At 66.3% G+C, this 22,722-nt stretch carries 15 protein-coding genes, 1 tRNA gene and 1 pseudogene; 11 read left to right on the forward strand and 6 right to left on the reverse strand.

What is annotated here, in order from left to right:
- Window positions 1-5: 5 nt before the first annotated feature.
- The 8 genes and pseudogenes from ACN26Z_RS04960 (at window position 6) to ACN26Z_RS04995 (ending at window position 5,715) form a co-directional block, all read left to right on the forward strand.
- Window positions 6-1,094 carry a glycosyltransferase family 4 protein gene (locus ACN26Z_RS04960; RefSeq protein ID WP_421460061.1) on the forward strand — a complete coding sequence of 363 codons (1,089 nt, stop codon included), beginning with the start codon at window positions 6-8 and terminating at the stop codon, window positions 1,092-1,094.
- A 3-nt stretch (window positions 1,095-1,097) separates the two neighbouring features.
- Window positions 1,098-2,210 (forward strand): glycosyltransferase family 4 protein, encoded by a 1,113-nt coding sequence (locus tag ACN26Z_RS04965; protein ID WP_421460063.1) that lies wholly within the window; start codon window positions 1,098-1,100, stop codon window positions 2,208-2,210.
- A gap of 17 nt (window positions 2,211-2,227) precedes the next feature.
- Window positions 2,228-2,905: a histidine phosphatase family protein gene (locus tag ACN26Z_RS04970; protein WP_421460064.1), complete on the forward strand. Its 678-nt coding sequence runs from the start codon at window positions 2,228-2,230 to the stop codon at window positions 2,903-2,905.
- A 113-nt stretch (window positions 2,906-3,018) separates the two neighbouring features.
- Entirely contained in the window at window positions 3,019-3,546 is a 528-nt protein-coding gene (locus ACN26Z_RS04975; RefSeq protein WP_421460065.1) for a DUF6244 family protein, read from the forward strand.
- A gap of 209 nt (window positions 3,547-3,755) precedes the next feature.
- Window positions 3,756-4,142: a hypothetical protein gene (locus ACN26Z_RS04980; RefSeq protein ID WP_421464529.1), complete on the forward strand. Its 387-nt coding sequence runs from the start codon at window positions 3,756-3,758 to the stop codon at window positions 4,140-4,142.
- A 13-nt stretch (window positions 4,143-4,155) separates the two neighbouring features.
- On the forward strand, window positions 4,156-4,605 hold the full coding sequence (locus ACN26Z_RS04985; RefSeq protein ID WP_421460066.1) for a SitI3 family protein: 450 nt from the start codon (window positions 4,156-4,158) through the stop codon (window positions 4,603-4,605).
- A 160-nt stretch (window positions 4,606-4,765) separates the two neighbouring features.
- Window positions 4,766-5,223: pseudogene (locus ACN26Z_RS04990) on the forward strand (SitI3 family protein).
- 419 nt (window positions 5,224-5,642) lie between these two features.
- A tRNA-Arg gene (locus ACN26Z_RS04995) sits at window positions 5,643-5,715 on the forward strand.
- A gap of 134 nt (window positions 5,716-5,849) precedes the next feature.
- On the opposite strand, the gene ACN26Z_RS05000 is transcribed toward ACN26Z_RS04995, so the two are convergent.
- The 6 genes from ACN26Z_RS05000 to ACN26Z_RS05025 form a co-directional block, all read right to left on the reverse strand.
- On the reverse strand, window positions 5,850-6,524 hold the full coding sequence (locus tag ACN26Z_RS05000; protein ID WP_421460067.1) for a hypothetical protein: 675 nt from the start codon (window positions 6,522-6,524) through the stop codon (window positions 5,850-5,852).
- Between the two features lie 31 nt (window positions 6,525-6,555).
- Window positions 6,556-7,239 carry a hypothetical protein gene (locus ACN26Z_RS05005; protein ID WP_421460068.1) on the reverse strand — a complete coding sequence of 228 codons (684 nt, stop codon included), beginning with the start codon at window positions 7,237-7,239 and terminating at the stop codon, window positions 6,556-6,558.
- Between the two features lie 220 nt (window positions 7,240-7,459).
- Window positions 7,460-10,675, reverse strand: coding sequence for a type I restriction endonuclease subunit R (locus ACN26Z_RS05010; protein ID WP_421460069.1), 3,216 nt, complete (start codon window positions 10,673-10,675; stop codon window positions 7,460-7,462).
- On the reverse strand, window positions 10,676-11,902 hold the full coding sequence (locus ACN26Z_RS05015) for a restriction endonuclease subunit S (RefSeq protein ID WP_421460070.1): 1,227 nt from the start codon (window positions 11,900-11,902) through the stop codon (window positions 10,676-10,678). It lies immediately after the preceding gene.
- Window positions 11,899-13,521, reverse strand: a complete 1,623-nt coding sequence (locus tag ACN26Z_RS05020) for a type I restriction-modification system subunit M (RefSeq protein ID WP_421460072.1) — start codon at window positions 13,519-13,521, stop codon at window positions 11,899-11,901. Before ACN26Z_RS05020 ends, ACN26Z_RS05015 begins: the two co-directional genes overlap by 4 nt.
- A gap of 2 nt (window positions 13,522-13,523) precedes the next feature.
- Window positions 13,524-15,419, reverse strand: a complete 1,896-nt coding sequence (locus ACN26Z_RS05025) for a hypothetical protein (protein ID WP_421460073.1) — start codon at window positions 15,417-15,419, stop codon at window positions 13,524-13,526.
- 245 nt (window positions 15,420-15,664) lie between these two features.
- On the opposite strand from ACN26Z_RS05025, the gene ACN26Z_RS05030 reads away from it, so the two are divergent.
- Genes ACN26Z_RS05030 through ACN26Z_RS05040 form a run of 3 tightly spaced genes read left to right on the forward strand, consistent with a single transcriptional unit; the run spans window position 15,665 to window position 22,722 of the window.
- Window positions 15,665-16,783, forward strand: coding sequence for a hypothetical protein (locus tag ACN26Z_RS05030; protein WP_421460074.1), 1,119 nt, complete (start codon window positions 15,665-15,667; stop codon window positions 16,781-16,783).
- Window positions 16,780-20,121 carry a transposase gene (locus tag ACN26Z_RS05035; protein WP_421460076.1) on the forward strand — a complete coding sequence of 1,114 codons (3,342 nt, stop codon included), beginning with the start codon at window positions 16,780-16,782 and terminating at the stop codon, window positions 20,119-20,121. The genes ACN26Z_RS05030 and ACN26Z_RS05035 overlap by 4 nt, the downstream gene beginning before the upstream one ends.
- Window positions 20,122-22,722: a pPIWI_RE module domain-containing protein gene (locus tag ACN26Z_RS05040; RefSeq protein ID WP_421460077.1), complete on the forward strand. Its 2,601-nt coding sequence runs from the start codon at window positions 20,122-20,124 to the stop codon at window positions 22,720-22,722.

Consider the following 22,722-nt stretch of genomic DNA (forward strand, 5'->3'; position numbering starts at 1 on the left):
ACGAAGTGAGCCGCGGCGGCATCTGCACGCTCTACCGCTCCCTGGCCCGGCAACTGGCCGACCTGGGCGCATCGGTAACTATGATCACGCAGGAATCACCCCACCCATTGCAGGCGAAGGACGTCACCGTCGTCTCGCTTCCCCGCACCGAAGACCTGGTTCAGCACCGCGAGGCCGTCGCCGACGCCCTCGACGCGGTCAGGCCCGCTGTCGTCGACTGTTCCACCTGGGAGGCGGAGACCTTACGGTATCTCGCCAAACCTCGCGAAGACCGAGCCCCCGTCCTCGTACGCGGCGAGTTCAGCGCCGCCCGCCTCGACGCGGGTGACCTCGCTCGCGACGAACACCAACTCGTCCAGGCCGCCGACCAGGTCATCGCCGTCAGCCAGTACGCGGCCCAGGATCTCGCGACGGAGTACGGCATTCCTCTGCCACTCGCGGTGGCCAACGCAGTCGACCGCGAACGGTTCCATCCTGGGAGGCCAACCACGCCCGCAAGCGGCTTCCACATCGACCTCGGGGCCGACGGCCACGTCGCAGGCCGCAAGCCCATACCCGACCTCCTCGCGGCCGGAGAAACAGTCTCGCCATGGTCGCCCGATCCGGCGAGACGCCTCCGGCTCGTATGGGTCGGAAAGATCACGCCGATGAAGGGCTGGGACGTGCTCGAGACCGCCGCGACTCGGCTTCGGGACATCGCCTCCATTTCCGTGCTGCTCGGCCACTCACCAACGTTCGCGCCGGTCACATCGGCCAGCAGCGAACTCACCGTCCTTCAAGATCTGGACGACACCGACCTTCCGGGCCTCTACCGCGCGGCGGACTGGCTGCTGTCCACGTCGCGCTGGGAAGGCTTCGGCCTCGCCATCGCCGAGGCGCTCGCCTGTGGCACCCCGGTCCTGCTGCCAGAGCACCTCGGCACCGCGCCCGAGTTGCTCGCCGCCGGTGGCGGTTACACGTACCGCGACCTCGATCACCTCGCGGACATCCTGACCCGGGCCGAACGCCCGGCCGGCCGCCTTCCCGACCACTTCGACTGGGCAGTCAACGCGGCCGAAAGCCTCCGGCTCTACCGAGCGCTCGTCGGCAGGTGAGCCGTGCGAATCCTGCTGATCGGCCCACACCACGCCGGCGGAAGCATCCCGCCCTACCTCGACGTCTTCACCGCCGCGCTGCGATTCCTCGGCGTGCAGGTCGACCACCTCGGCACATCGGGCGTGCCCTACGACAAGGAGCAGGACCGATTCTGGACGGCCGAGCGCGTCCGCCAGGAGGCCGAGGGCATGCTTGCCGACGTCGACGTGAACGCGTACGACCTACTCTCTGTCCACTTCGGAAACCTCGACGTCGAACAACTGCTACCCCAGCTGTGGCCGGCCCGCCGACCTCCGGCCGTCTACCACCTACACAGCCTCGACTGGACCCTGTTCACCGACCACATCCCAGAGCCGGACCTACGCGAGGCGGTGAACAGGGGAGTCGTCGGAATGGACGCCTTCGTATGCTTCGGCACCTACGGAGCCGAGCGCCTCGAGACCCTCGCTGGGCCCGACGCACCACGCCTTGTCTCCTGGCTGCCAACCACCATCCCATCGGGCACCTTGCCGAGATACCCGAAGGACCTTGCCGCAGCCCTGGAACCCTCAGACCCCCGGCCGCTTGGCAGCCTCTACGGCTACGCCACCCCCTGGAAAGACACCGAGAACCTCATCGCCGCATGTAAGCGGACGAAGGAACCCGGCCGCATGATCGTCGCGGGCCCGTTCTGGGACGACCCATCACAGGCAGGACTGGATCTCGCCGCCGAGGTCAAGGGCACCACGCACGGATCAACACAGCTGCGTGTCGTACCGACGTACCTCGATGCCGCTGCTCGGTTGGCGCTCGTCACGGCGACGGACTTCGCGATCTTCCCCTACCGCACCCAGCCGACCTTCCAGGGCAGCGGTGCCATCGCCGACTACCTCGCCCACGGTGTGCCCGTCCTCGCAACGGACGTTGCCAACATGGCCGAACTGATCGGCGACGCGGGAGTGGTCATGGAGCCCGCGAATCCCCAGTCATTGGCCGACGCGGTCGATCGCTTCATCCACGATGTTCAACACCGTAAGACCCTGGCCAGCGCTGCCCGATGCCACGCCCGCCGCTTCAGCGCCGTCCACCACGCCGCCCAGTGCCTCCGGTTCTACGACACCCTCATCAGACGCTGAGAACGGGACCAGCGACCATGACACTCCCCGCTGAACTGATCATCGCCCGCCACGGCGAGGCCCACTGCAACCGCGAACAGATCGTCGGGGGCCCGCAAGGGTGTCGCGGACTGACCGACCGAGGCCGACGCCAGATCGAACGACTGGCACAACGACTCGGTCAAGAGCACCACGAGCGCCCGATTCACGCCATCTACACCACGCCGCTGCGCCGAGCCCAGGAAAGCGCCGCGATCATCGGCGCGTACCTCAGCTTGGACGCCGAGACCGTCGCCCACCTCGCCGAGCAGGACTACGGCACCGCCGACGGCCGGCCATGGACCGACGTCGTCGCTGAGTACGGGGACATCCCTGCCCTCGATGCGGACCGTCCGCTCGCGGCCGGCGGCGAAACCTGGCGGGACTACCTGCATCGGGCCAGCGTCGCCATCGGCGAGATCACGACTCGGCATGTAGGTGAGCGCGTCCTCGTCGTCGGCCACGGCGAAACCATCGACGCCGCCTTCCACCACTTCCTGGCCGTGCCTATCGCCGCTCGGGTCACCGCGGCTGTCGCGGCGTACCACGCGAGCGTCACGACCTGGGTGCAGCAACCGCTCTCGTGGACCCGACCCTCAGCTGGTTGGCGATGGACCCTGACCAGCCACAACGACACCCGGCATCTGTCCGCAGATGTAGAGATGACCGAATGTTAGCGGGGTCTGTCTGCGGTGCCGACCGCCTCGCCGGTGTCTGGTGGCCTCGCGAGGAGCCCGGTAGGTTCAGCTATCCAGCGCTCTCACTTTCATCGATTGGGGATGCGGGCCACGTGTCGCAGATCGAGAAGATCACCGGTGAACTCCGCGCAGTGATGACCGGGGTCGAACGCGCGCAGGGGTTGGCAGCCGCCGCCGACAGTCAGGCGCAGGAGGTGGCGCTGCGGGCCGCGGGCGCCGGCTTCGTCGCTGTGGCGGCGGGCGTGGCCCGGGTACGCAACGCGATCACGGGCATCCAGGGCGGCCTGGAAAGGCTCGCCGGTTCGATCGGTGAGGCGACGAAGGCCACCGCGGCGGTGCCGAACGAAGCCACCCCGCAGGAGACGATCGCCGGGCTGGCGCCCGTACAGAACGCCGTTGACGCCGCTCGTGACGCGGCGACCGGTGCCATCACCGGAGTCGGTGAGGCGCAGCAACTCGTCGCGATGGTCCTGCAGGGCGGGCAGCCTGGGCCGCTGCTGCAGGCCCTGGACAGCATCAAGCAGGTCCTGGTGCTGGTCGTTCAACGCACCGGCGGGGCCCGGCAGGCTGTCGAAGCGGCGATCGCGCAGGCCCGGCAGTTGGGGTCGTCGGGAAACTGACGGGGGCTGGCGGACACCCACCGGCCAGCCCCGCCCCTGCTACCACCGGCCGCCCATCCCCGACGGCCCGCACCCTAGACGGCGCCGTCTCCGCAGACACTGACGCAGCAACCCTGTGGGCCAGGCGTCCCACCGGCGTCGTCGGCGGGTCCCCTACTGGGCATCGAACCCGGATCTCCGCGAACGAGAAGCCACGGGAGCGGCGTGCCCTGGAGTTGGAGAACGAGTGTGCCGACAGGGTCGCCGGCAAGGGGTACCGGCTTCACCAGAACCCCACGAGGCAGGAGGTCGCGGACGCGCGACGCGAGACCGGGGATTCTGGGAGGCCGGAGAAGGCGCCCGACTTCCTCATCGAGGGGCATGTCTTTGACTGCTACGCGCCCACCCCTCCCGTGCCAGCGCGCGCCGTCTGGAGCGCGGTGTCCAGGAAGGTCGAAACGGAGCAGACCCAACGCGTGATGTTGAACCTCCACGACTGGCGGGGAGACCTCACCGCCCTGCACAAGCAGTTCGACGACTGGCCCATCGCAGGGCTGAAGGAACTGGCGGCGGTAACGCGCGACGGTGCGATCATTCAGATCATCCGGCGAGACTGATGAAGGGGTGCAGATGGCTGTCGAGTACCGGCTGACGCTGGCAGGCGACATCCCACTCGAGCAGGTGGCGGAACTGGCTGCTCCCGAAGCGGTCGAGACGTCCACGGCGTCCGGTGGCAGGATGCTCAGCGCCGACCTGAACGACGAGCACGGTTACGTCGTAGACATCACCGGCGGCCGGCACGGCTACTGCAGCGCCGAGGACGACGGTGGCGCTCTGTGGGAGTGGGAGCCGGAGGTCTACGTCGACGTCAGCTTCTACATGCGCAAGGACACCCTGGCCGACAAGGGCAAGTCCCACATGCTTGCCACCGTGGCCAGGATCCTCGCCGGCAGGGCCGAGGACGCGGCCCTGACTCTCAACGGCGACGTGCTGATGCTGACGCGCGTCGCGGGGACCATGCAGAAGCACAACACTGACGGCTGGTACGACGAGGATTACGACAGGATTCTTCACCTCTGACGTGTTTATCAGTCGGTGCGGCGAGGGCGTGTTCTGGCTCGCCGTCGTTGGGCTGCGTCGTCTGCAGCAGCATCGCGCGTATCGCGAAGAAACTCGGATTGGTAATGCCGGGTGGCGCGATTGTTCGGATCGTTGGTCGGGGCTGAGGAGAGCCGTCGAGATGGCTGTCGAGTTCAGGTTCACCCTGGCGGGTGACCTCCCCTTGGACGAGGTGGCTGATCTCATGGCGGCGGACGCCGCCGAGAGGCCGAGGCCGAGCGGCACCAACCTGCGGCTGTTCAGTGCTCGCCTCTACGACACCCGCGGGTAAGCGCCGACCGTCTCTTCAGGGAGCCAGGTTATTTCGATGCCGAGGCCGACGACGGTGCCCGCTGGGAGTGGGAGCCGGAGACATACGTCGACATCGACTTCTCCATGCGGGCAGACGACGTGGTCGACAAGGGGATCCCGAACATGATGCATGCCGTGGCCCGTGTGTTGGCTGCCCGGCAGGAGGACGCGGCGCTGGTCCAGAACGGAAACTGGCTCCTGCTGACCCGCGTCCGGGGCGAACTTCGCAGACACCGGCCTACGTGGTGGAGCCACTATGGCATAGACGACCTCATCATCAGCCAATGAACCAGCCGAGCGCGGGTGACCCGCTGACGAACGACGCAACTTCGACCCGTCGTCCGTGGTCGACGTTGACGTCGTTTCCTCGACCCGACGGACCTGACCCGCGACAACGACGACCAGCCACCGCGCGGCTGATGGCGACCTGGCCGGAATCCACCGTGGGAGGCGGCGCCCAGCCGGGGAAGCGGGCAACCCCACATGATCTTCGATGATGTGCGCGGTGTGTGCTCTCCAGCGGATGCCAACCCGGGTGAACCGGTACCAACGCGGGTAACGGCGGCCGACCGCCGGTCGCAAATCGGGGTCCGTGTGCTCGGGGTGTGCTCCTGGGCTGCGACAACGGCGGTCCGAGTGACGTGGGTGAACGCGGGCCACTCCCTGCCACCCCAGGTGAACCCCAGGTCGCTAGACTGTGCCCTCGCGCCCTCGTAGCTCAGGGGATAGAGCATCGGTTTCCTAAACCGTGTGTCGCAGGTTCGAATCCTGCCGGGGGCACGTCACAGAACTGCAACAACGCGTGGTCATCGACCGACATCTGACCGTTGAGGCTCAGTTCTCGCTCGGATCGTGATAAACGGCTCCTCGCCCAGATCGACGGGAAGCCGTTCGCTCGTCTCATGGCCTCGGCGTCAGCTGACGCCCCAGGTGGCCCATGAGATGACCCAATCGCGTTCGCGCTGCGGCGGCGGCTCGCCTCGCAGTACCGCGCCCACGGCGTCGGCGGCTTCGCGGTCGTTCTGGCGGGCGTACCGGTCGTACATGGCCTGGCATTCGACGTAGATGACGCCGTTGATCGAGTAGGTCCGGACGGGGTGATCGGCGCGCCTCCGGATCGCGGTGCGGACGGCTTTGCGCAGCGCATCTTGCTGGTCACCGGGTACGTGGTGGATCTCGACGTAGCCTCGTCGGTCCATGACCACGTCGGTAGCGAGTTGGGCGACGAGCGCGAGCCGATCGTCGGGTTCGGGCTTCGGGAAATGGCGGTCGATCAAGGTCAGGCAGCGCCGGCAGGTTGGGGCGTACGCTACGTCGCCGTACCGGCCAACTGCACCGCCGTCGCCGCCGACCATGACCGCCCAGACGCGGCCACAGATCGTCTTGTCGGACCATCGACGTTCGCGCAGTGCCATGAGGTCGTAGTCGGACGGCACGCGGTCGTTGCCGTCAAAGTAGAAGCCGGGTACTGCTTCGCGGCCGGCGTCGGGTGCCGTGGTAGCGGTGAGGTGTACCGCGGTGCCGCCGCTGACGGTTGTGAGAAGCATCGCGGTGCCGTTGATCTCGATGGTGTTCGGTCCGTGTGCCATGGGCTCCGTCCTGGCTACGTCGTCGACGCGGTCATTCGGTGACGGGTTCGGACTCGTCGCGGCGACGCAGTTCGTCCCAGGTCACGCGCTGGCGCGCATCGGCGAGATCGTTGTCGAACCGAACGCCCTGACTCTCCAGCAGTTGACGGCAGTATTCCGGCCCACGATCTTGACTGTCGCGCCATTTCGGATTGATGCGCCCGCCCTCCATGAGGATTCGTTCGGGGTGGGGGAAGTTGGCGAGGGCTGCTGCGGCCTGCCCAACGCCTCGGGCCGCCTTAGTGTCGCCGCGCACGGCAATCGAGATGTCTCCGTAGGTTGTCCACTCGCCTTCACGGACGCGGGATGCCACGCGCATGAAGACGACGCTGGTGGTGCGATAGCGGGGGGCCAGCCGCCATCGTTGCGGGGACGCGCCCGGGACCGGCTCGACGAGGCCGGCCTTGTGCAGGGCTTGCAGCGAGGTGTGCGTGTTCGGTCCGTCGTAGCTGATGGCGGCGGCTATGTCGGCAGTCTTCATGCCGTTCTCGGTACTGACACCGGGCACGGCGAGGATCTGCTGCTGGCGCTGGCCTCGTCCGGTTGGGATCTCAACTTCGGCGTCCACGGTGAGGTCAGGGACCTGCGCTGCGGCCTCCAGGTCGGTGGCCAGTTTATGGAAGAGCTCGCCTTGCGCTCGGGCAAACCTAGCCAGTGCGAGCGCCATCTCCGTCATGTTCGATCCTTTCAAATCCATGTGACAGAGATGCACCATACCAGCCTTTGTGTCCTTGTCAACATCTTGTCAAGTGATCACAAAAGCACGTCGATTCGCCGGCCGACTCGGGCCGTCTGGGCTGACAATCCGGCGAAGGTCATGGTTCTGACGACTGGATTTGCGGCATCAGCGGTACGCAGGCCCTGGTCAGCACCATCGCCGCGGCACCCCGCGCTGATCAGGACCCTCGTGAGGGCGCCACGTAGTGCGGGGCCATGGCCTCCATCTGCTCGATCACGAGCCGGATTGCCTCGGGCTGCTTGTCCGGCGGGTACTTGTACTTCACCAGCAGCCGTTTGATCGACGAGCGCAGTTTGGCACGGACGTCGTCGCGGACAGTCCAGTCGGTCTTGACATCTCGGCGCATGATGGCCACGAGTTCCCTCGCGATCTGAGCCAGGACCTCCTCACCCTGCAGCTTGACCGCCGACTCATTTGCACTGACCGCGTCATAGAAGGCCAACTCGTCGCCGGACAGCGGCGGGCTGAACCGGGTGCCCCGGTTACCCTCCGCCGCGACCTCCTTCGCCATCTCGATGAGTTCGGCGATGACCTCGGCTGACGTGAGCTGCTGGTTGGTGTACCGGAGCATCAGCTCCTTGATCCGTTCCGAGAACGCCCGCTGCCGGACCAGGTTGTGGCGGGTAACCGCGGCAGACTCGGCAGTGAGCAGCGCCCGCAAGGCTTCGATCGCCAGATGAGGATTCGTGGCGGTGCGGGCTCTGGCCTCGTACTCGGCGTCAAGGTCGGACAAGCTCGGTTTCGGGATGCCGGCCGCGTCGTAGATGTCAACGATCTCACCAGATGCGGTTGCCGTCGCGACCAGCGCCGACAGCATCCGCTGGACGTCCTCCGGCACCGGACGACCGGCCGCCTGACGCTCCTGGGCGTCGAACTTGGCCATCCACACCCGTACCTCTTCGTAGAACTTAGCGGCGAGACGCAGATGATCGAGGGTGTCGCTGCCGGAGCAAAGCGCCCAGGCGCGGGCGAGTTGGTTGGCCAGTTTGCGGTACCGGTCGCCGAGGCTTTCTTCCCCTTCCGCGACCTGGTTCCCCGGCGTTCGCGGAGAGCGCAGGTAGTTGGTCAGGCCGACGGCTGCTTTGATCCAGCTCTTCGGGCCGGCATCGAGCTTGGCGCGCCAGTCATAGCCGGCGCACAGTTGGTCGAGGGTAGCGATCAACGTGGTGGTCAGCGCGACTGCCTCGTCGATGTTCTTGCCGACGGGCTTGTTCTCGCGGTCGTCGTCGGTGTACTCCGCAAGGGCTTTGGCTAGGTTCTCGGCCAGCGGCGCGTAAGCCACAAGCAGACCGTTGGGCTTACCGCGGAAGGTCCGATTGACCCTGGCGAGGGTCTGCATGAGCAGCGCGCCCTTCAGCGGCCGGTCAAGGTACAAAGTGTGCAGCGGCGGGGCGTCGAAGCCGGTGAGCATCATGTCCTTGACGATCACCAACTGAAGCTCGTCGGCGGGCTTACGCAGCCGCTTCTGAATCACCTTGTTCTCCGACGACCGGCGAACGTGCCGCGAAACCGGTGGCTGATCCCCTGCCGTGCCCGAGTACACGACCTTGATGACGCCCCGATCCAGGGCGTCGCTGTGCCAGCCAGGACGTAGCTTGATGATCTCCTCGTACAGGTTCGCGCAGATCTCACGGGTACCGCCGACGATCATGGCCTTACCGGGCCCCACCTCCGACTCGTCGCCGCTGACGAACTTCAGCAGTTCGGCCGAGCGATTCTCCCAGTGCTCGACGATGTCGGCGGCCAGCGCGCGCAGCCGGGCTGGCGCCCCGTACACCGCGTTGATCACCGCCACCGACTTCTCGATCTGTGCCCGCTCCACCTCATCGAGCCCGACGGTGGCCTCATCGGCGGCCCGGTCCAGATCCTCCTCGGTGACGTCGCGTACCAGCCCGACCCTGACTAGGCGCGGCTCGAAGTACACCGGCACCGTCGCACCGTCACTCACCGCCCGAGTCAGGTCGTAAGTGTCAATGATCGAACCGAACACCTCAGTGGTATTGCGGTCGTGGAACGAGATCGGGGTACCGGTGAACGCGATGAACGAGGCGTTGGGGAGCGCGTCCCGGATATGCCGGGCGTACCCGTCCAGGTCGTCGTAGTGGCTGCGGTGCGCCTCGTCCACCACCACGATGATGTTGCGCCGCTCCGACAACAGCGGGTGGTCCGCACCGGCGTCGCGTTCGTCGCGGGTACGGCCGAACTTCTGCAGAGTGGTGAACACAACGCCGCCGGTGGTGCGGTTCGTCAGCTCGTCGCGCAGCAGTTCGCGGCTGGTGATGGCCACCGGCGCCTCGTCGAGCAGTAGCGACCGGTTGAACGCCTCGAACAGCTGCCCATCAAGCTCCTTGCGGTCAGTGACGATTACGAACGTCGGGTTGCGCAGCTCAGGACGCTGGGCGGCGAGGTGGACGTACAGCTCCATCTCCATCGACTTGCCCGAGCCCTGGGTGTGCCAGACCACGCCAGCCCGGCCGTCGCTGTGCACCGCGTCGACGGTGGTGCCGACCGCCTTGGTCACCGCGAAGTACTGGTGCGGCTTGGCGACCCGCTTGGCGTACCCCTCCGCGCCACCGTCGAACGCGACGAAGTTGCGCAGCATCTGTAGGAACCGCTCCGGGTTGAAGACGCCTTCGATGAGGAACTCCAGCTCGGTGCCGAGATGTGCGTCATCGATGACGTCGCCCAGCCGTACCGGCTTGCCATCGTCGTCGACGTTCCATGGGCTGTAGTGGTGCAGCGGTGTGCAGGGAGTGCCGTACCGGGCGGTGATTCCATCGCTGATCACCGTCACGGCCGCGAACCGGAACGCCATCGGGAACTCTCGCAAGTAGGTGGCCAGCTGCGCGTGCGCCGCCGGCAGATCCGCCTCCGCTGCGCCGGCCCTCTTCAGCTCGACGATGGCGATGGGCAAACCGTTGAGGTACAAGACGATGTCAAACCGACGCTCGGCGTCGCGGGATCTGACGATCACCTGGTTGACCGCGAGCAGCTCGTTGTCCTCCGGGCGGTGGCTGACCAGACGAATGGTCGGGTTCTGCTCCACCCCATCCGCATCGATGTAGGAGATCCCACGGTAACCCTTCGTGAGGGCCTGATGGGTGCGATAGTTCTCCGTGATCGCGTCCTGCGACTTCGGCTGCAACAGCTCCGCGAGCGCCTGCTCCAGGTACTCAAGCGGCACACCAGGGTTGAGGTTACGCATCGTGGCCAGGGTGCGGGCAGGCAGCACAAGGTCCGTCCACGAGCGGCGACCGAGGTCCGCGCCGGGTGCGATCGCGTTTCCCAGCAGCGGCTGCCACTCCTGCTCGGCCAGCGTTTCGAGCGCAATCGCCTCCCATTCGGCCTCGCTCGGCCCCGACTGCGCAACCATTCAGACCACCTCCTCCACTAGCTTCTCGGCGTCCCTAACTCGGATGCGCCCCGACATCAACATTGGCAATAACTTCGTACGAGTATTGGAGAGCACGTTATTTTCGCGACCTAACGCGTGCAGAAGCCCAATTGCCAACCGCTGAAACTCCCCTTTAGCCCGCTGTGTCTCAATATCTGGAATTGGAACCTGCAACCTACCGATATCCTGCAGATTTACGTATGGCGCCATGTCGCTCTTGTGCATGACTAAAGATAGTTGATCGACAAGATCGCGCCCTTTGAACCAGGCAGTCAGATATCCATAATCGATCAGGCTCTCATTAAGCACGCGGAAGTAGCAAACTTGAGGGCTGTAGACGACCGCCTCCATGGCGGCGGGCACGACCGCCACCCGCCCAACCGTTCCTTTAGTGGTGAGCAAAATGTCGCCCTCCCTCGACACCTTGGCGCCGATACTGGCGCGGTACTGGTCCGAGACGAAATCCGGTCCAGTGGGCACAATTCTGTAGCTACGGATGTCACCCGCCCTCAGAATCCGCAGTCCTGGAGAGCCGAGCTCCGAGCGCTTGGTTCGATAACCGTCGCTGTATTGAAGTGCTTTTCGGTCAGCTAGCCAAGCCAGGGTGCGACGTTCGACTCTAGCGATCGTTCCTACGTGACGGAACTTGGCGTCTGCCAACTCCTCGGTTAGCCGCATCGTCCTTTCGTTCGCCGCGATCTTGCTTTCGAGTGCGCTGATCACTTCGGTAATCGCTTCGCGCTCACCACGAGGTGGCACAGGAATCTCAAGACGCTTGAGGTCGGCGAGGTTAAGCGTCGCTTGTACTGTTGTATTTAGCGCGGCATCAAGCGCACGTTGGACCGGCGCAGTTTGTAGGCAGAGCCTTATCCAGGCAGATGAGACTTCCGTCGGACGAATCACGGCAATAGCGCGCGCAACGTTCCAGCCGGCCATCGACTCAGGCACAACTGCCGCTTCGCCGATTGTGCCAACGATTGAGAGCAGAAGTTCGCCGCCACGTAGACTGGTCCGTCGGTAGGCATCCGCAACGCTGGGTGCTACGCGCAGTGGGCTTCGTGTGTCCACAACGCCATTCCGCAGATCCTTCACGCGAACGATCGGCACACCTTGGTCACAAGGACTACCAGGTTGAACAATGCCGTAAGATATGTCCCCATTTTCAACCAATCCCGCAAGGCGAACGGTCGGCCATGCGCCGCTCATGACAGCCGCTCCAACTCGTGGCGAACGACCTCTTCCAAGCGGGCAGATTCGTCGAATGCCTCCAAGGTTTCTTTCGTCAGCCGACTGATCTTCACATCCATTGGTTCGCCGTCATCTTCGGCTTCAACTGCGCCGACATACCGTCCAGGAGTAAGCGAGTAGTCCGCGTCCTTGATCTCGGCGAGAGTAGCCGACCTGCAGAAACCGGGGACGTCCGCGTACGTCAACTGCTTCTGAGCCGCCGAATCCGTCCCACGCCAAGCGTGATAGGTATTACCGATCCTAACAATTTCGTCATCCGAGAGTGCCCGTTCGGCCCGATCGACCAAATAGCCCAGCTCGCGGGCGTCGATGAAGAGCACCTGGCCGCGGCGGTCCACGGAACCCAGCTTTCCCGCCCGTTTGTCCCTGGTGAAGAACCACAGGCACACCGGGATGCCGGTGCTACGGAACAACTGGGTCGGCAGCGCCACCATGCATGACACCAGGTCCGCTTCGACGATGCGGGCGCGGATCTGACCTTCGCCGTTTGAGTTCGACGACATGGAGCCATTGGCCATCACGACACCGGCACTGCCGCCCGGACCGAGCTTGGACAAGATGTGCTGGATCCAGGCGTAGTTGGCGTTGTTGGCCGGCGGCACCCCGTACACCCAGCGAGGGTCGTCCTCCCGTCGCGTCCAGTGCTTGATGTTGAACGGCGGGTTCGCCATTACATAGTCCATCTGGATGTCCGCGTGCTGGTCGCGGGCGAACGTGTCACCCCAGCGTGCTCCCAGACCGGAGTTGTCGATGCCGTGGATGGCGAGGTTCATCTTCGCCATCCGCCAGGTCTCCTCGATGCTTTCCTGGCCATAGATGGCGATGTCCTTCGGGTCGCCGTCGTGTTCGTAGATGAACTTCTCCGTCTGCACGAACATGCCGCCCGAGCCGCAGCACGGGTCGTAAACGCGCCCGCGTGACGGTTCGAGCACCTCGACGATGACCCTGACGACGCTGGGCGGGGTGAAGAACTCGCCGCCCCGTTTGCCTTCGGCGCGGGCGAAGTTGCCGAGGAAGTACTCGTACACCTCGCCCATGAGGTCGCGCGCCCGGTGCTGGCCCTGCCGGCTGAAGCGGGCGCTGTTGAACAGGTCGATCAACTCGCCGAGGCGTCGCTGGTCGATGTTGTCCTTGTTGTACAACCTGGGAAGGGTGCCGCCCAGCGCCGGGTTCACCGTCATGACGGCGCTCATGGCCTCGTCGATGAGGTAGCCGATGGTGCGCTCGGGCTCGTCGCCGGTGGCCGGCTTGCCCTTGGCGTAGCGGGCCAGGTATGACCAGCGGGCGCGCTCAGGCACGACGAACACGCCGTATCCCTGGTACTCCTCCGGGTCGTCGATGAGGTCGGCGATCTGCTCGTCGTCCATGCCCTCCGCAGCCAACTCCGCGCGGATCTGCTCACGCCGCTCGTCGTAGGCGTCGGACACGTACTTGAGGAAGACCAGTCCGAGGATGACGTCCTTGTACTGGTTCGCGGACAGGGAACCGCGAAGCCGGTCGGCCGCTTTCCAGAGGGTGTCTTTTAGTTCCTTCATCGTCGATGGCGCCGACGACTCCTGCTTTTTACGCGGGGGCATTTCTATCGTCCTTCCGGTGTGACCGTCGGTGGGATAACGGCGACGGTGCCTGCCGTGACACCGTCGATCAAGGCCGAAACCAGCGTTCGGATGGCAGCCAGGCGCTGGTCAAGGGCGGACTGGTACCCGGCTGCCGCGATGAGGGTCGCCTCCAACTGTTCGGCTGCGGAAGCGTCGAGTGTGGGGATGTTCCAGGTCTGCCACTCGCCCGGTCCGTCCGGCAGCTGATTGATGATCGCAGCCAGCGTGTGGGGGCCAATCCCGGCATTCGATGCCAGGCGCAAGATCCTCGACGGCGCACCGACCAGGGCCCCGCCATGCGGGTCGACCAGCGCGCGGGGTCGCGGCTTCTCGAGGAAGACGACGTCGCCAGGCTCGGTGCGGCGCGCCGTTGCGTATAGCCGGTCCGCGTCGAACGGATCGAGCGCGATTCCCGCGGTGGCTCCGTCCGCAGACAGCACCGGGACCGTTCCGTTGTCCGACGAGTGCCGAGCATCAATTCGCTTCCCACGGCACATCTTCAGTGAGCCGGCGTCCTTCAGCTCGGCGAGGGAACGCTGGCGCAGCAAGACTGCCCCTGGAGCGGCGACCACCAGGACGTCAAAGGCCGGAGCAGACCCAGCGGTCACCGCAGCCGCAGCCTGGATCCGGTCGAGCTGAGCTGTGGCGCTCGCCGTGCCCCACCGCGGCGGTCGGACCCCGCGCGGAACGATGGCTGAGCCGCTGAGGATCCGGGAGAGGTCATGAGGTCGCAGGTACCGGTACGACCGGCGGCCATCCCCCATCAGGCACGCGGCCACGTCCGCTGCCAGGTCGGAGTTGGACAGCTCGTTATCGAAGAAGGCGGCCAGATCCGAAACGAAGGGTCGAGAAGCGCTCCGGTCACCTACACAGATCCACAGGCCCAACGCCTGCCGGTGCGCCTCACGCCACAGCCCTCTGGGGAGACGTACTGCTACGGCCAGAGCGTTGGATCGCAGTGTCTGGGCCCGTTTGCGCTCTTGAACACCAGTAAGCCGATCGCACAGGACGCTAGCTGGACCGATTGCCACGCCGACGTCGTCCTTGGCGAGGTCGAGAACCAGTTCATCCAGGGCGTCGACAGCAGCGTCCAGCTCCCGGCCAAGGAGAGAGACGACACGGACCCGCGGAGCAGAGGCGTCGCTCACCACATCCAGGTCGCGAATCTTCGCGCGTCGAAGTGTGGCCCGATCATGGCTGCCGTCCCGGCGGACGATGAGCCGACCGAGGTCGCCGGCGAGGCTCAAGGCGAATCGCGCCGTCCCGCCGGTGATCATCAACGGTGCGCCTTCGGGATCGACGTGCAGACGACAGGTGTGCACCGCCGCGCGAAGCAGCTCAACGGCTTCGTCGGTGAGGTCACGGACGCCGTTGGCGCGCCCGGCACGCCCCTGTTCCAGTCGAGTGAGCGCCTCAGCGGGGCCGAACGATGCCTCTGTGAGATCGTCGATGAAGTTGAGGACCTCCTCGGGCACGTCGAGCGTCCGAACCTCGCGAAGCAGGAAGAGGTCCTCCGGGTCAAGCTCGACGGCAAGGTGTTCCCGTTCCGCCGCGGTTGTGTCCGTCAGCTCCTGGCCGGACATCGTCTGGAGGCAGAGCAGCGTCACGAGGTCTTCCAGCGACACGCTGTCGGGAACGCTCAGGGTCGGCGCGTCCAGCGGCTGGTCGGGGTTGAGGCCCCGCCTCGTGCGCCCCAGCCACCGCACGACCTCATCGCGGCCGAACTGCTCCACCCCGTCGATGACCGCGATGGGGGCAGGAAAGGGATGGTGCTCGCCGCGCACGACGGGGCGATTGCGCCACATGCTCACGGCGGACCGGCTCACCCCGGCGAGAAGAGCAATGTCCCGCAAAGTCAGCGTGGCGACGCTGTTCATGATCGGACACCTCCCGTCTCGCTGCGTGGCCCCTCAGCGTAGGTCGAGCTAGCCTCCTTGCCACTAAATCTCCGATAAGCGGGCTTATCAGCGTCTCATATGGCCGAGCCCGCCTTGCCTATGGCACTCTCCGGAGTCATGTCGCACCCTGCGGCGACGATAGAGTCCGGCCAGCCGTCCATCGAGACTCCGTGATGGCGACCAACAGCTCTGCATTCCGACCTGAGTCCTCGGAGCGGTACCCGATGTCTGACCCTCAACCCTCACCGCCGTCCTGGTTGCCGAGGCAACAGATCGTGCTCGCGCAATTGGCCAGCGGAATCATCGACTACGCGCAGCAGATCGCGGCTGGTGGCTCGTTCCGCCTGCCGTACCCCTCGAATCTTCAGCTGTCGCTGGACCGGCTCACCCTGCTCGCCTGGCAGCAGGGCGCGCCCGCTCCCACCGGCGTGGTCGACCTGCTCCAGCTCGCCGAACAGCCGTTCGGCGACTGGAAAATCAACCTCGTCGAGGCCGACGTTGACCCCGACGAGTCGCTGCTGGCATACGGCCGGCCCACGGTTACCTGCGAGGAGTTGGGCAGCCTCCGCGGTGACGTCGAGGGTGAGATCCGCGAGAACGCGTTGATGCGAGCCGTGATGGACAAGGCGCGGGCGGCCGACGCACCCGGGTCATACGTTGCCTTCCGCGAGTTGCTGATCAGGCACCCGGCGATCACCGCGCTCGACCTCGATACCCGGCTGGCCGAACCGGACCTCGCCCTATTGGCCAGCGAGGTCCGCGACGCTTACCGTCCCGCACCGCCAGAGGCGATCGCCGACGGGGTGGTCCGTACCTGCCGCGGCTGTAACGGGCTACGGCTACCGCTGGACGACGACCGGACCTGGGTGTGCCAGGACGAGACCTGCCCCGCCCCAGGAACCGCCGGCGTCGACCACCCGGCTGCTGAGGGCGTGTGGTGGCTGCGACGCGAGCTACGCACCTTCATCACCGCCCCGGGACGGGCCGAGCTGCGCATCGCGGACACGCTGACCGGGTTGACAGTGCCGGTCCGGCTCTGGCCCGACTTCGATGCCTGCGACATTGCGGTCTTCGACGAACGTCCCTGGGTCGCCGACATCAAGGCGTGGCGCAACCCTCTCCGTCTCGCCCACCGGCTACGACAGCGCCTGTTCACCGTGCCGGCCGAGGCAGAGAAGGCGTTTATCGTGATCGGCAAGGAACAGGTGCATGCCCACCCCAGATACCTCGAGCGGCTTCGAAAGGCGTGCCCAGAGGTACGGCGTGGGCAGCGGGTCGTGGCGGTATCGGAGGCGGAGTTCGTTCGCACGGTGCGCGAGCGGGCGGAGGTGTCGGCGGCGTGAGGCAGATCGACACCATCCGCGAGCGGTTCCGGCGGCAGATGTCCGGCCACTACAACCCCACCGGCAGCCAACCATCGCCGACCCGTCTGCTGGAGACCGAACTGACGCTGTACCTGCTGGAGACGGTCGCCAACGGTCAATCAGCGACGGGCGTCCCGGCGCTGTTGGATGGCTACCTGTCACTGTGGGACGCGGTACCCGATGCCCCCGCCGACGCGTCGGTACGGCTGGCCAACGCGCGTACCCTGCTGTGGCGCACCCAGCGTCCCTACGGCTGGGACGACGTGCTGCGGGCGTACCTGTCCGTTCCCGAACAGGTACGCGGCTACGAGCTGGACCCGCTGGGGCGGCCAGTACGCCGGGACTGCCGCGTGGCAGGCGCTCGATGGGACTGGTACGAGCAGTTGCTCACCGAGCCTCTGCCGTTTCGGACGACCGCTGTCCGGTTCGCCGAGCCGGGGCCGCACCGCATGGCTTCCACGGCGCGTGGAGTGGGGGTGAACATCCCCGACGATCTTCCCGCTGCCTCGGCTCCCGCCCGACACGACCTGATGGTTCGCGACCGGAAACCGATCGAGGTCAGTTGGCAGAAGCTCCTGGAGACCGCCCAGCGTATGGACGAGATCGACCATCGCGCCGGGCGGGATAACCGTTGGGAGGAGCGGTTGCGGGACGTCACGTTGCAGGTCCGCGCGGTGGACCACTCGTTCGAGGATTCGGAGATCTTGTGCATCGACCGGATGCTGCACCTCGTTGGTCTGGTCAGCGTCGGTAAGAGCACGCTCGTCATGATCCTCGCGACCTGGGCGGCGCAGCACGAGCACCGGGTAACGATCGTTGTCGGTGATAACTCGGCGGCGCTGCGAGCGGTCGAGGAACTGTGCCGGTACGACGGGGTATGCGCGGCTCCGATCATGGGAAGTAACCGATCCCGCCACACCGAGCGTCTGCACCGCCTACAGCCGCCGGCGCCCGGGCGCGTGTTGCCCATCGAGCCTTACGGCTTCGACCTGCTGAGCACCGCTTGCGCGCTCGACGGTATCCGGGGCGAAGCGGCTCCGTTGGAGGTACGCGAGTCGCCGTGCCAACACCTTATCGGCATCGACCCGGATGCGCCGGTGGAGGGCTGGCGTGAGCGTCCACGCCGGACCTGCCCCCTGTGGCACCGCTGCCAGCGGCACGAGGCCGCGCGCCTGCTGGTCAACGCCAACGTCTGGATCGCCACCCCTTGGAGCCTGGTTCACACTCCCGTACCCGGTCCTCTCGCCGGCGAACAGATGCGGTACCTGGAGGCGGCCTGGCGACGCAGCGATCTCATCCTGGTGGATGAGGCCGACCAGGTGCAGGCCAACCTCGATGAGATGTTCGCCACCGCCCAGGTCCTGCTCGGCCCAAGCGAGGAAGCGTGGATCGACGAGATCGGAGCCCGGGTATCAGAGAAACTGCGGGCGACCGGACGTGCACCGGCCAGTTCTCGCTTGATCCGGCGGTTTACCCTGGCGCTCAGCCACGCCCGTACCGTCGCCGACCTTATCTACCAGCTGCTGCACCGCGACCGGGCCCGCCCCGGGAAGCCGGTGCTGAACTGGCTCGACGCCGATTACTTCAAAGCGTGGACGCTGTTCGGCAACCTGGCACAGGACTGGACCGGGCTCGCCCGGTCGGAACGGGGCAGGCCCGCCGCCGGCTGGGACAGCAACCCGCTGTTCCTCCTGCTGCGCGAGCAGTTCAACGCCTTTATCGACGACCCGACCGGCGCGAGCGGCGACATTGCCGCCGGTTTGGCTCGGCTGGCCGAGGTGCAGCTGTCCGACACCGAGGAGGACGTGCGGGAGGCTGGTGTCCGGCAGTGGCTGATCGACCTCAGTGCCCGGGAGTTCGTTGACGGCCAGAAAATTGCGCTGTCGGATCTCGACCGCAACGTCTGGCGGGTGGAGCTGGCGGTCGCCGTGGCGGTGATGGAGCACCGGCTCGACCTCATGCTCACCCTCTGGCCAGAAGTGGCGGCCGAGCTCGGTATGCACGACGCGCTGCCGACCGAGGTGCGGCGCGCCCCAACCGATCTGGCGGTCGCCGTCCCTGAATCCCCAATGGGCAACGTGCTCGGGTTCCAGTACGTCGAGGACGAGACCAGCCGGCGGGACGGACGGCTGGGCGAGTTCCGGTTCTTCCGGTACAGCGGAGTAGGGCGTGCCCTCCTGGTCCGACTCCCAGATCTCTTCCCCGCCGACGGACCCGGGCCGAACGTGCTGCTTCTGTCCGGAACCAGCTGGGCCGGCACCTCACCCCGCTATCACATCGACGTGCCGGTCACGGCGATCCTGCGACCGCCGAAGAAGAAGCTCGACGCCATCGCCAAGACGACGTTCGCCCTCGACATCCAACACGCCGGGGAGCGCAGTACCCCCATTTGGGTGTCTGGCCGGTACGGCGCCGAGCGGACCAGCGCCCTGCGACAGATGATCGCGGCGCTGACCCGACCGGGTGCCGGACCGGGCCGGCCGAACCGGCTGGAACGTGAACGCGCGGCCCTACCCCCCGGCCGACAGAAGATCATGCTGCTGGTCGGCAGCTACGCCGAAGCTCGGATCGTCACCGACGAACTGCTGCGGCTGAAGGCATCCTGGCAAGGTCAGATTCGCTGCCTCGTCGGCGATGACGAGCTGGAGACCGGCTGGGACGACAGCCACCTGCTGCGACGCACCGACGTCTCCGAGTTCGGCACCGACGACGCCTGGCTGCTGGTTGCTCCAATCCTCGCGGTAGAGCGGGGGCACAACATCCTCAACGTCGAGGGCGTGGCCGCAATCGGCGCCGCCTTCTTCCTGGTACGCCCGCATCCCCGTCCCAAGGACCTCAGCTACGTCACCCAGCGGATCAACCAGTATGCGTTGGAGCAGCTGGGGCCGCGACCGATCGACGAGGACTGCGCCGATCACGAACGCCTCCTGACGGCGGGCAGGCAGCGCCGCCGGTCCGCGCAGCGCCAGTGGCGACGCCTGCTACACGCCATGGTCGCCTACAGCCAGCTCCGCGACGATGAACGCAACCGCGTCGCCTGGACCCAGCTGGTCACCATCTGGCAGGTGATCGGCCGGCTGCTGCGCGGCGGCCAATCCGCCAAGGTCTACTTCTGTGACGCGGCGTTCGCACCGCACACCGCCCGGCGGGGCGACGTCGATGCCGGCCTCGACGACGCCAGCACCAGCTTGCTCTACGGCATGCGCGACGTGCTCAACCCGTACTTCACCTCCACCAGCACCGATCCGGACCGCCACCTGGTGCGGGCGCTCTACAAGCCCCTGCACCAAGCCCTCACCACTATGGGAGACCGCTGAATGGCACCGCAGTATGACGAACTCGCCGTTACCGTCCTGCGCCTCGATCCCGCCGCGCCCATCACCCGCGACTACCACCTCATGCGGTTCCCCGGCCGGTGGAAGGAACCGCTGCGCAGGCTGGCCAAGGCCCAGCGCGGCGGCGAGGTGGCCAGCATCCCCATTGCCTCTCTCAACGACGCGATCACCGCACTCGTGCCCGACTGTGTGGTCACCCTGCCCTATGCCGGCAAGGGCGACAACGACCAGGACTGGTTGCTCGCCTACCGCGAAGTAAACCCGAAGGCGATCTTCAACCTGGTAGCCGCGTGGATCCGTTCCCAGAAGGCGACCGCCGAACAGATCGCCCTCACGCTGTCCCAGCTCAACGCAGCCGACCTCAGCTGGTCGCCTGTCCAGATCAACTTGGCCGCCACCGATCAGCGGGCACGCGCCATGCGGCTGCTGCCCATGGAAATCGCTGCCGTGCTGTCCCGCCCCGACGCCCAGTGCCCGCACGGCGGCCTGCGTTTTCTCCGTTGCCCGAGCGACGACGGCGCCGAACTCATGTCATGGTCGCCGGAACGCCTGGAGGACCAGACCCCGTTCTCGGTCAAGATTGGCATTACCGCGCAGACGCTCCCTACCAGCGACGAGGTGCTGGTGTACCTGTCCTTCGGAGTCCGACGCTGGCTTCCTGCCCGTGGCAAGCTCGCCTCCGACCACGGTCACTCCGTCTACCTGGCACCGACGGTGCCTTACCTCACCGGCCTGGAGAACTCTCGCCACTTCGGGATCGCCCGGATCAAAAGGATGCGGGTGACCGACGCCGACGGCACGAACCGGTACGCGCCGCGATGGGACGACAGACTCGCGCTGGTTCTCGCCGAGGCCGGCTGCCTCGACCGGCTGCCTGATCCACAGCAACTGACCGACAAGCCGCTGGACTACCTGCAGCGACACGGTGACGCCGCCGCGCTGGTGTACAAGACCGGCATGCTGACCTCCGAGAAGGTCAGCGCCGGGCTGTCGATCGCCGACCGGGAGCCGATCATGCGGTGGATCGTTGCCGAGCTGGCACCGTATCTGCGGCCCACTGATCCTCTGCCACGGCAGAAGGGGGCGGTCTACAAGAAGCTTGCCGGCATCAGCGAGGGTGCGATTCCCGCCACGTACCTCCGCGAGGTGGTCGGTCCCAGGCTCGACATCGAGCTGCTCACCGACACAACCGCCGCTACGCAGTACGCCCTCGACCGGCTCGCTTCGCGCCTCGGCGTCCCACTACCCAGTGCCGCCGAACTTGTCGGCCGAGAGGTCCGGGTCCATCTCGATGCGGTCGAGGTAGGAATCAGGCATCACGCGGCTCCAACGGTCCGCGCCGACCTTGAGCGCACGGGCCGCCGCACGCAGGCGGCAGTGGAAGCCCGAGTGGAGCACATTGCCCAGATGCTCGGCCAAGCCGTCCACCCGACGGTGACCCTGGTTGAGATCGCTCACCCGAAGACGTATGAGGGTGCTCGCCGCGGCGATGACCCCAAGTTCGCGATCCGTCATGGCCTCGTGCGCACCGGCCGCCTCAGTCAGTTCGTCACGCCGGTCGCCGAGCCGAAACGTCCTCCGCGGGTCCGGGAGGGCAAGGAGCCGTCCGATGCGAACCGGGAGCGGTTTGCCGCCGCCGTCGACGACCTCTTCCGCCAACTCGGTGTACGTCCGTCACCGCTGCCCAAGCCGACCAAGGGCACCCTCGACGGGCAGCCGGCACTGCTGGCCCTGTGGATGATCCGTCAGAACAAGGGACGGGTGTGGGGCATTCAGCGGCAGGTACCCGTCGCCGTCTTCGCTGACCCCACCGGCCAACACGTCCAGATCCGCGCGCCGCAGGTCCCCTGGCAGCCGCTGTACACCGGCCTGATCGAAATCGGCAAGCGGTACGTCAACGCCGACCTCAAATGCGGACCCGATGACGTCGTGCGTTTCATCAAGGACGTCCTCGACGAAACGGCCCGCGCCTATCCGGACACCCTGCTGCTCACCCACGCCCAGAACCTGCGCGGCGTGTGGACCAGTCTGACCAACGCGCACCTGCAGCTCGACAGCATCGAACTCGGAGCCGGTACGGCGGTACCGATCGCGAGGTACCCCGGCCTGCGCCACGTACGCATGCGAGGCTCGGACGGCGGAGAGACGCCCGAGTGCTACGGGATCGCCGACGAGGAGACCGGGCAGCCCAAGGGGCTATGGCGCTTCCTGCGCTCCCGGGTCTACGCGAGTACCAGTGGAAAGCCCAGTACGCATACCGGCGCGCTCAAGGGCGTGTCGAAGATCGTGCCGGTGGAGTACAAGGGCAAGCACACCGCGCCAAACCCGAAGGCACAGGTGTGGAACCCGCAGCTCATCGAACTGCTGGTCGCCGGTGTGCAGGATGGCGATACGCCGGAGCGCTGGGCGATGCTGACACACGACCTACGCGACGCCGCACCATACGTGCGAGACATGACGGTCCTGCCTTGGCCGCTTCATCTCGCCGAACAGCTTGAGGAGTACCTTCTACCCACCAAGATCGCCGACGCGGCCTGGCAAGACACTCCGGTCGCGGAGCAGAGCGACCAGTCGCACGGGTGA

Source organism: Verrucosispora sp. WMMD703 (assembly GCF_049178935.1).
GTDB lineage: Bacteria > Actinomycetota > Actinomycetes > Mycobacteriales > Micromonosporaceae > Micromonospora > Micromonospora sediminimaris.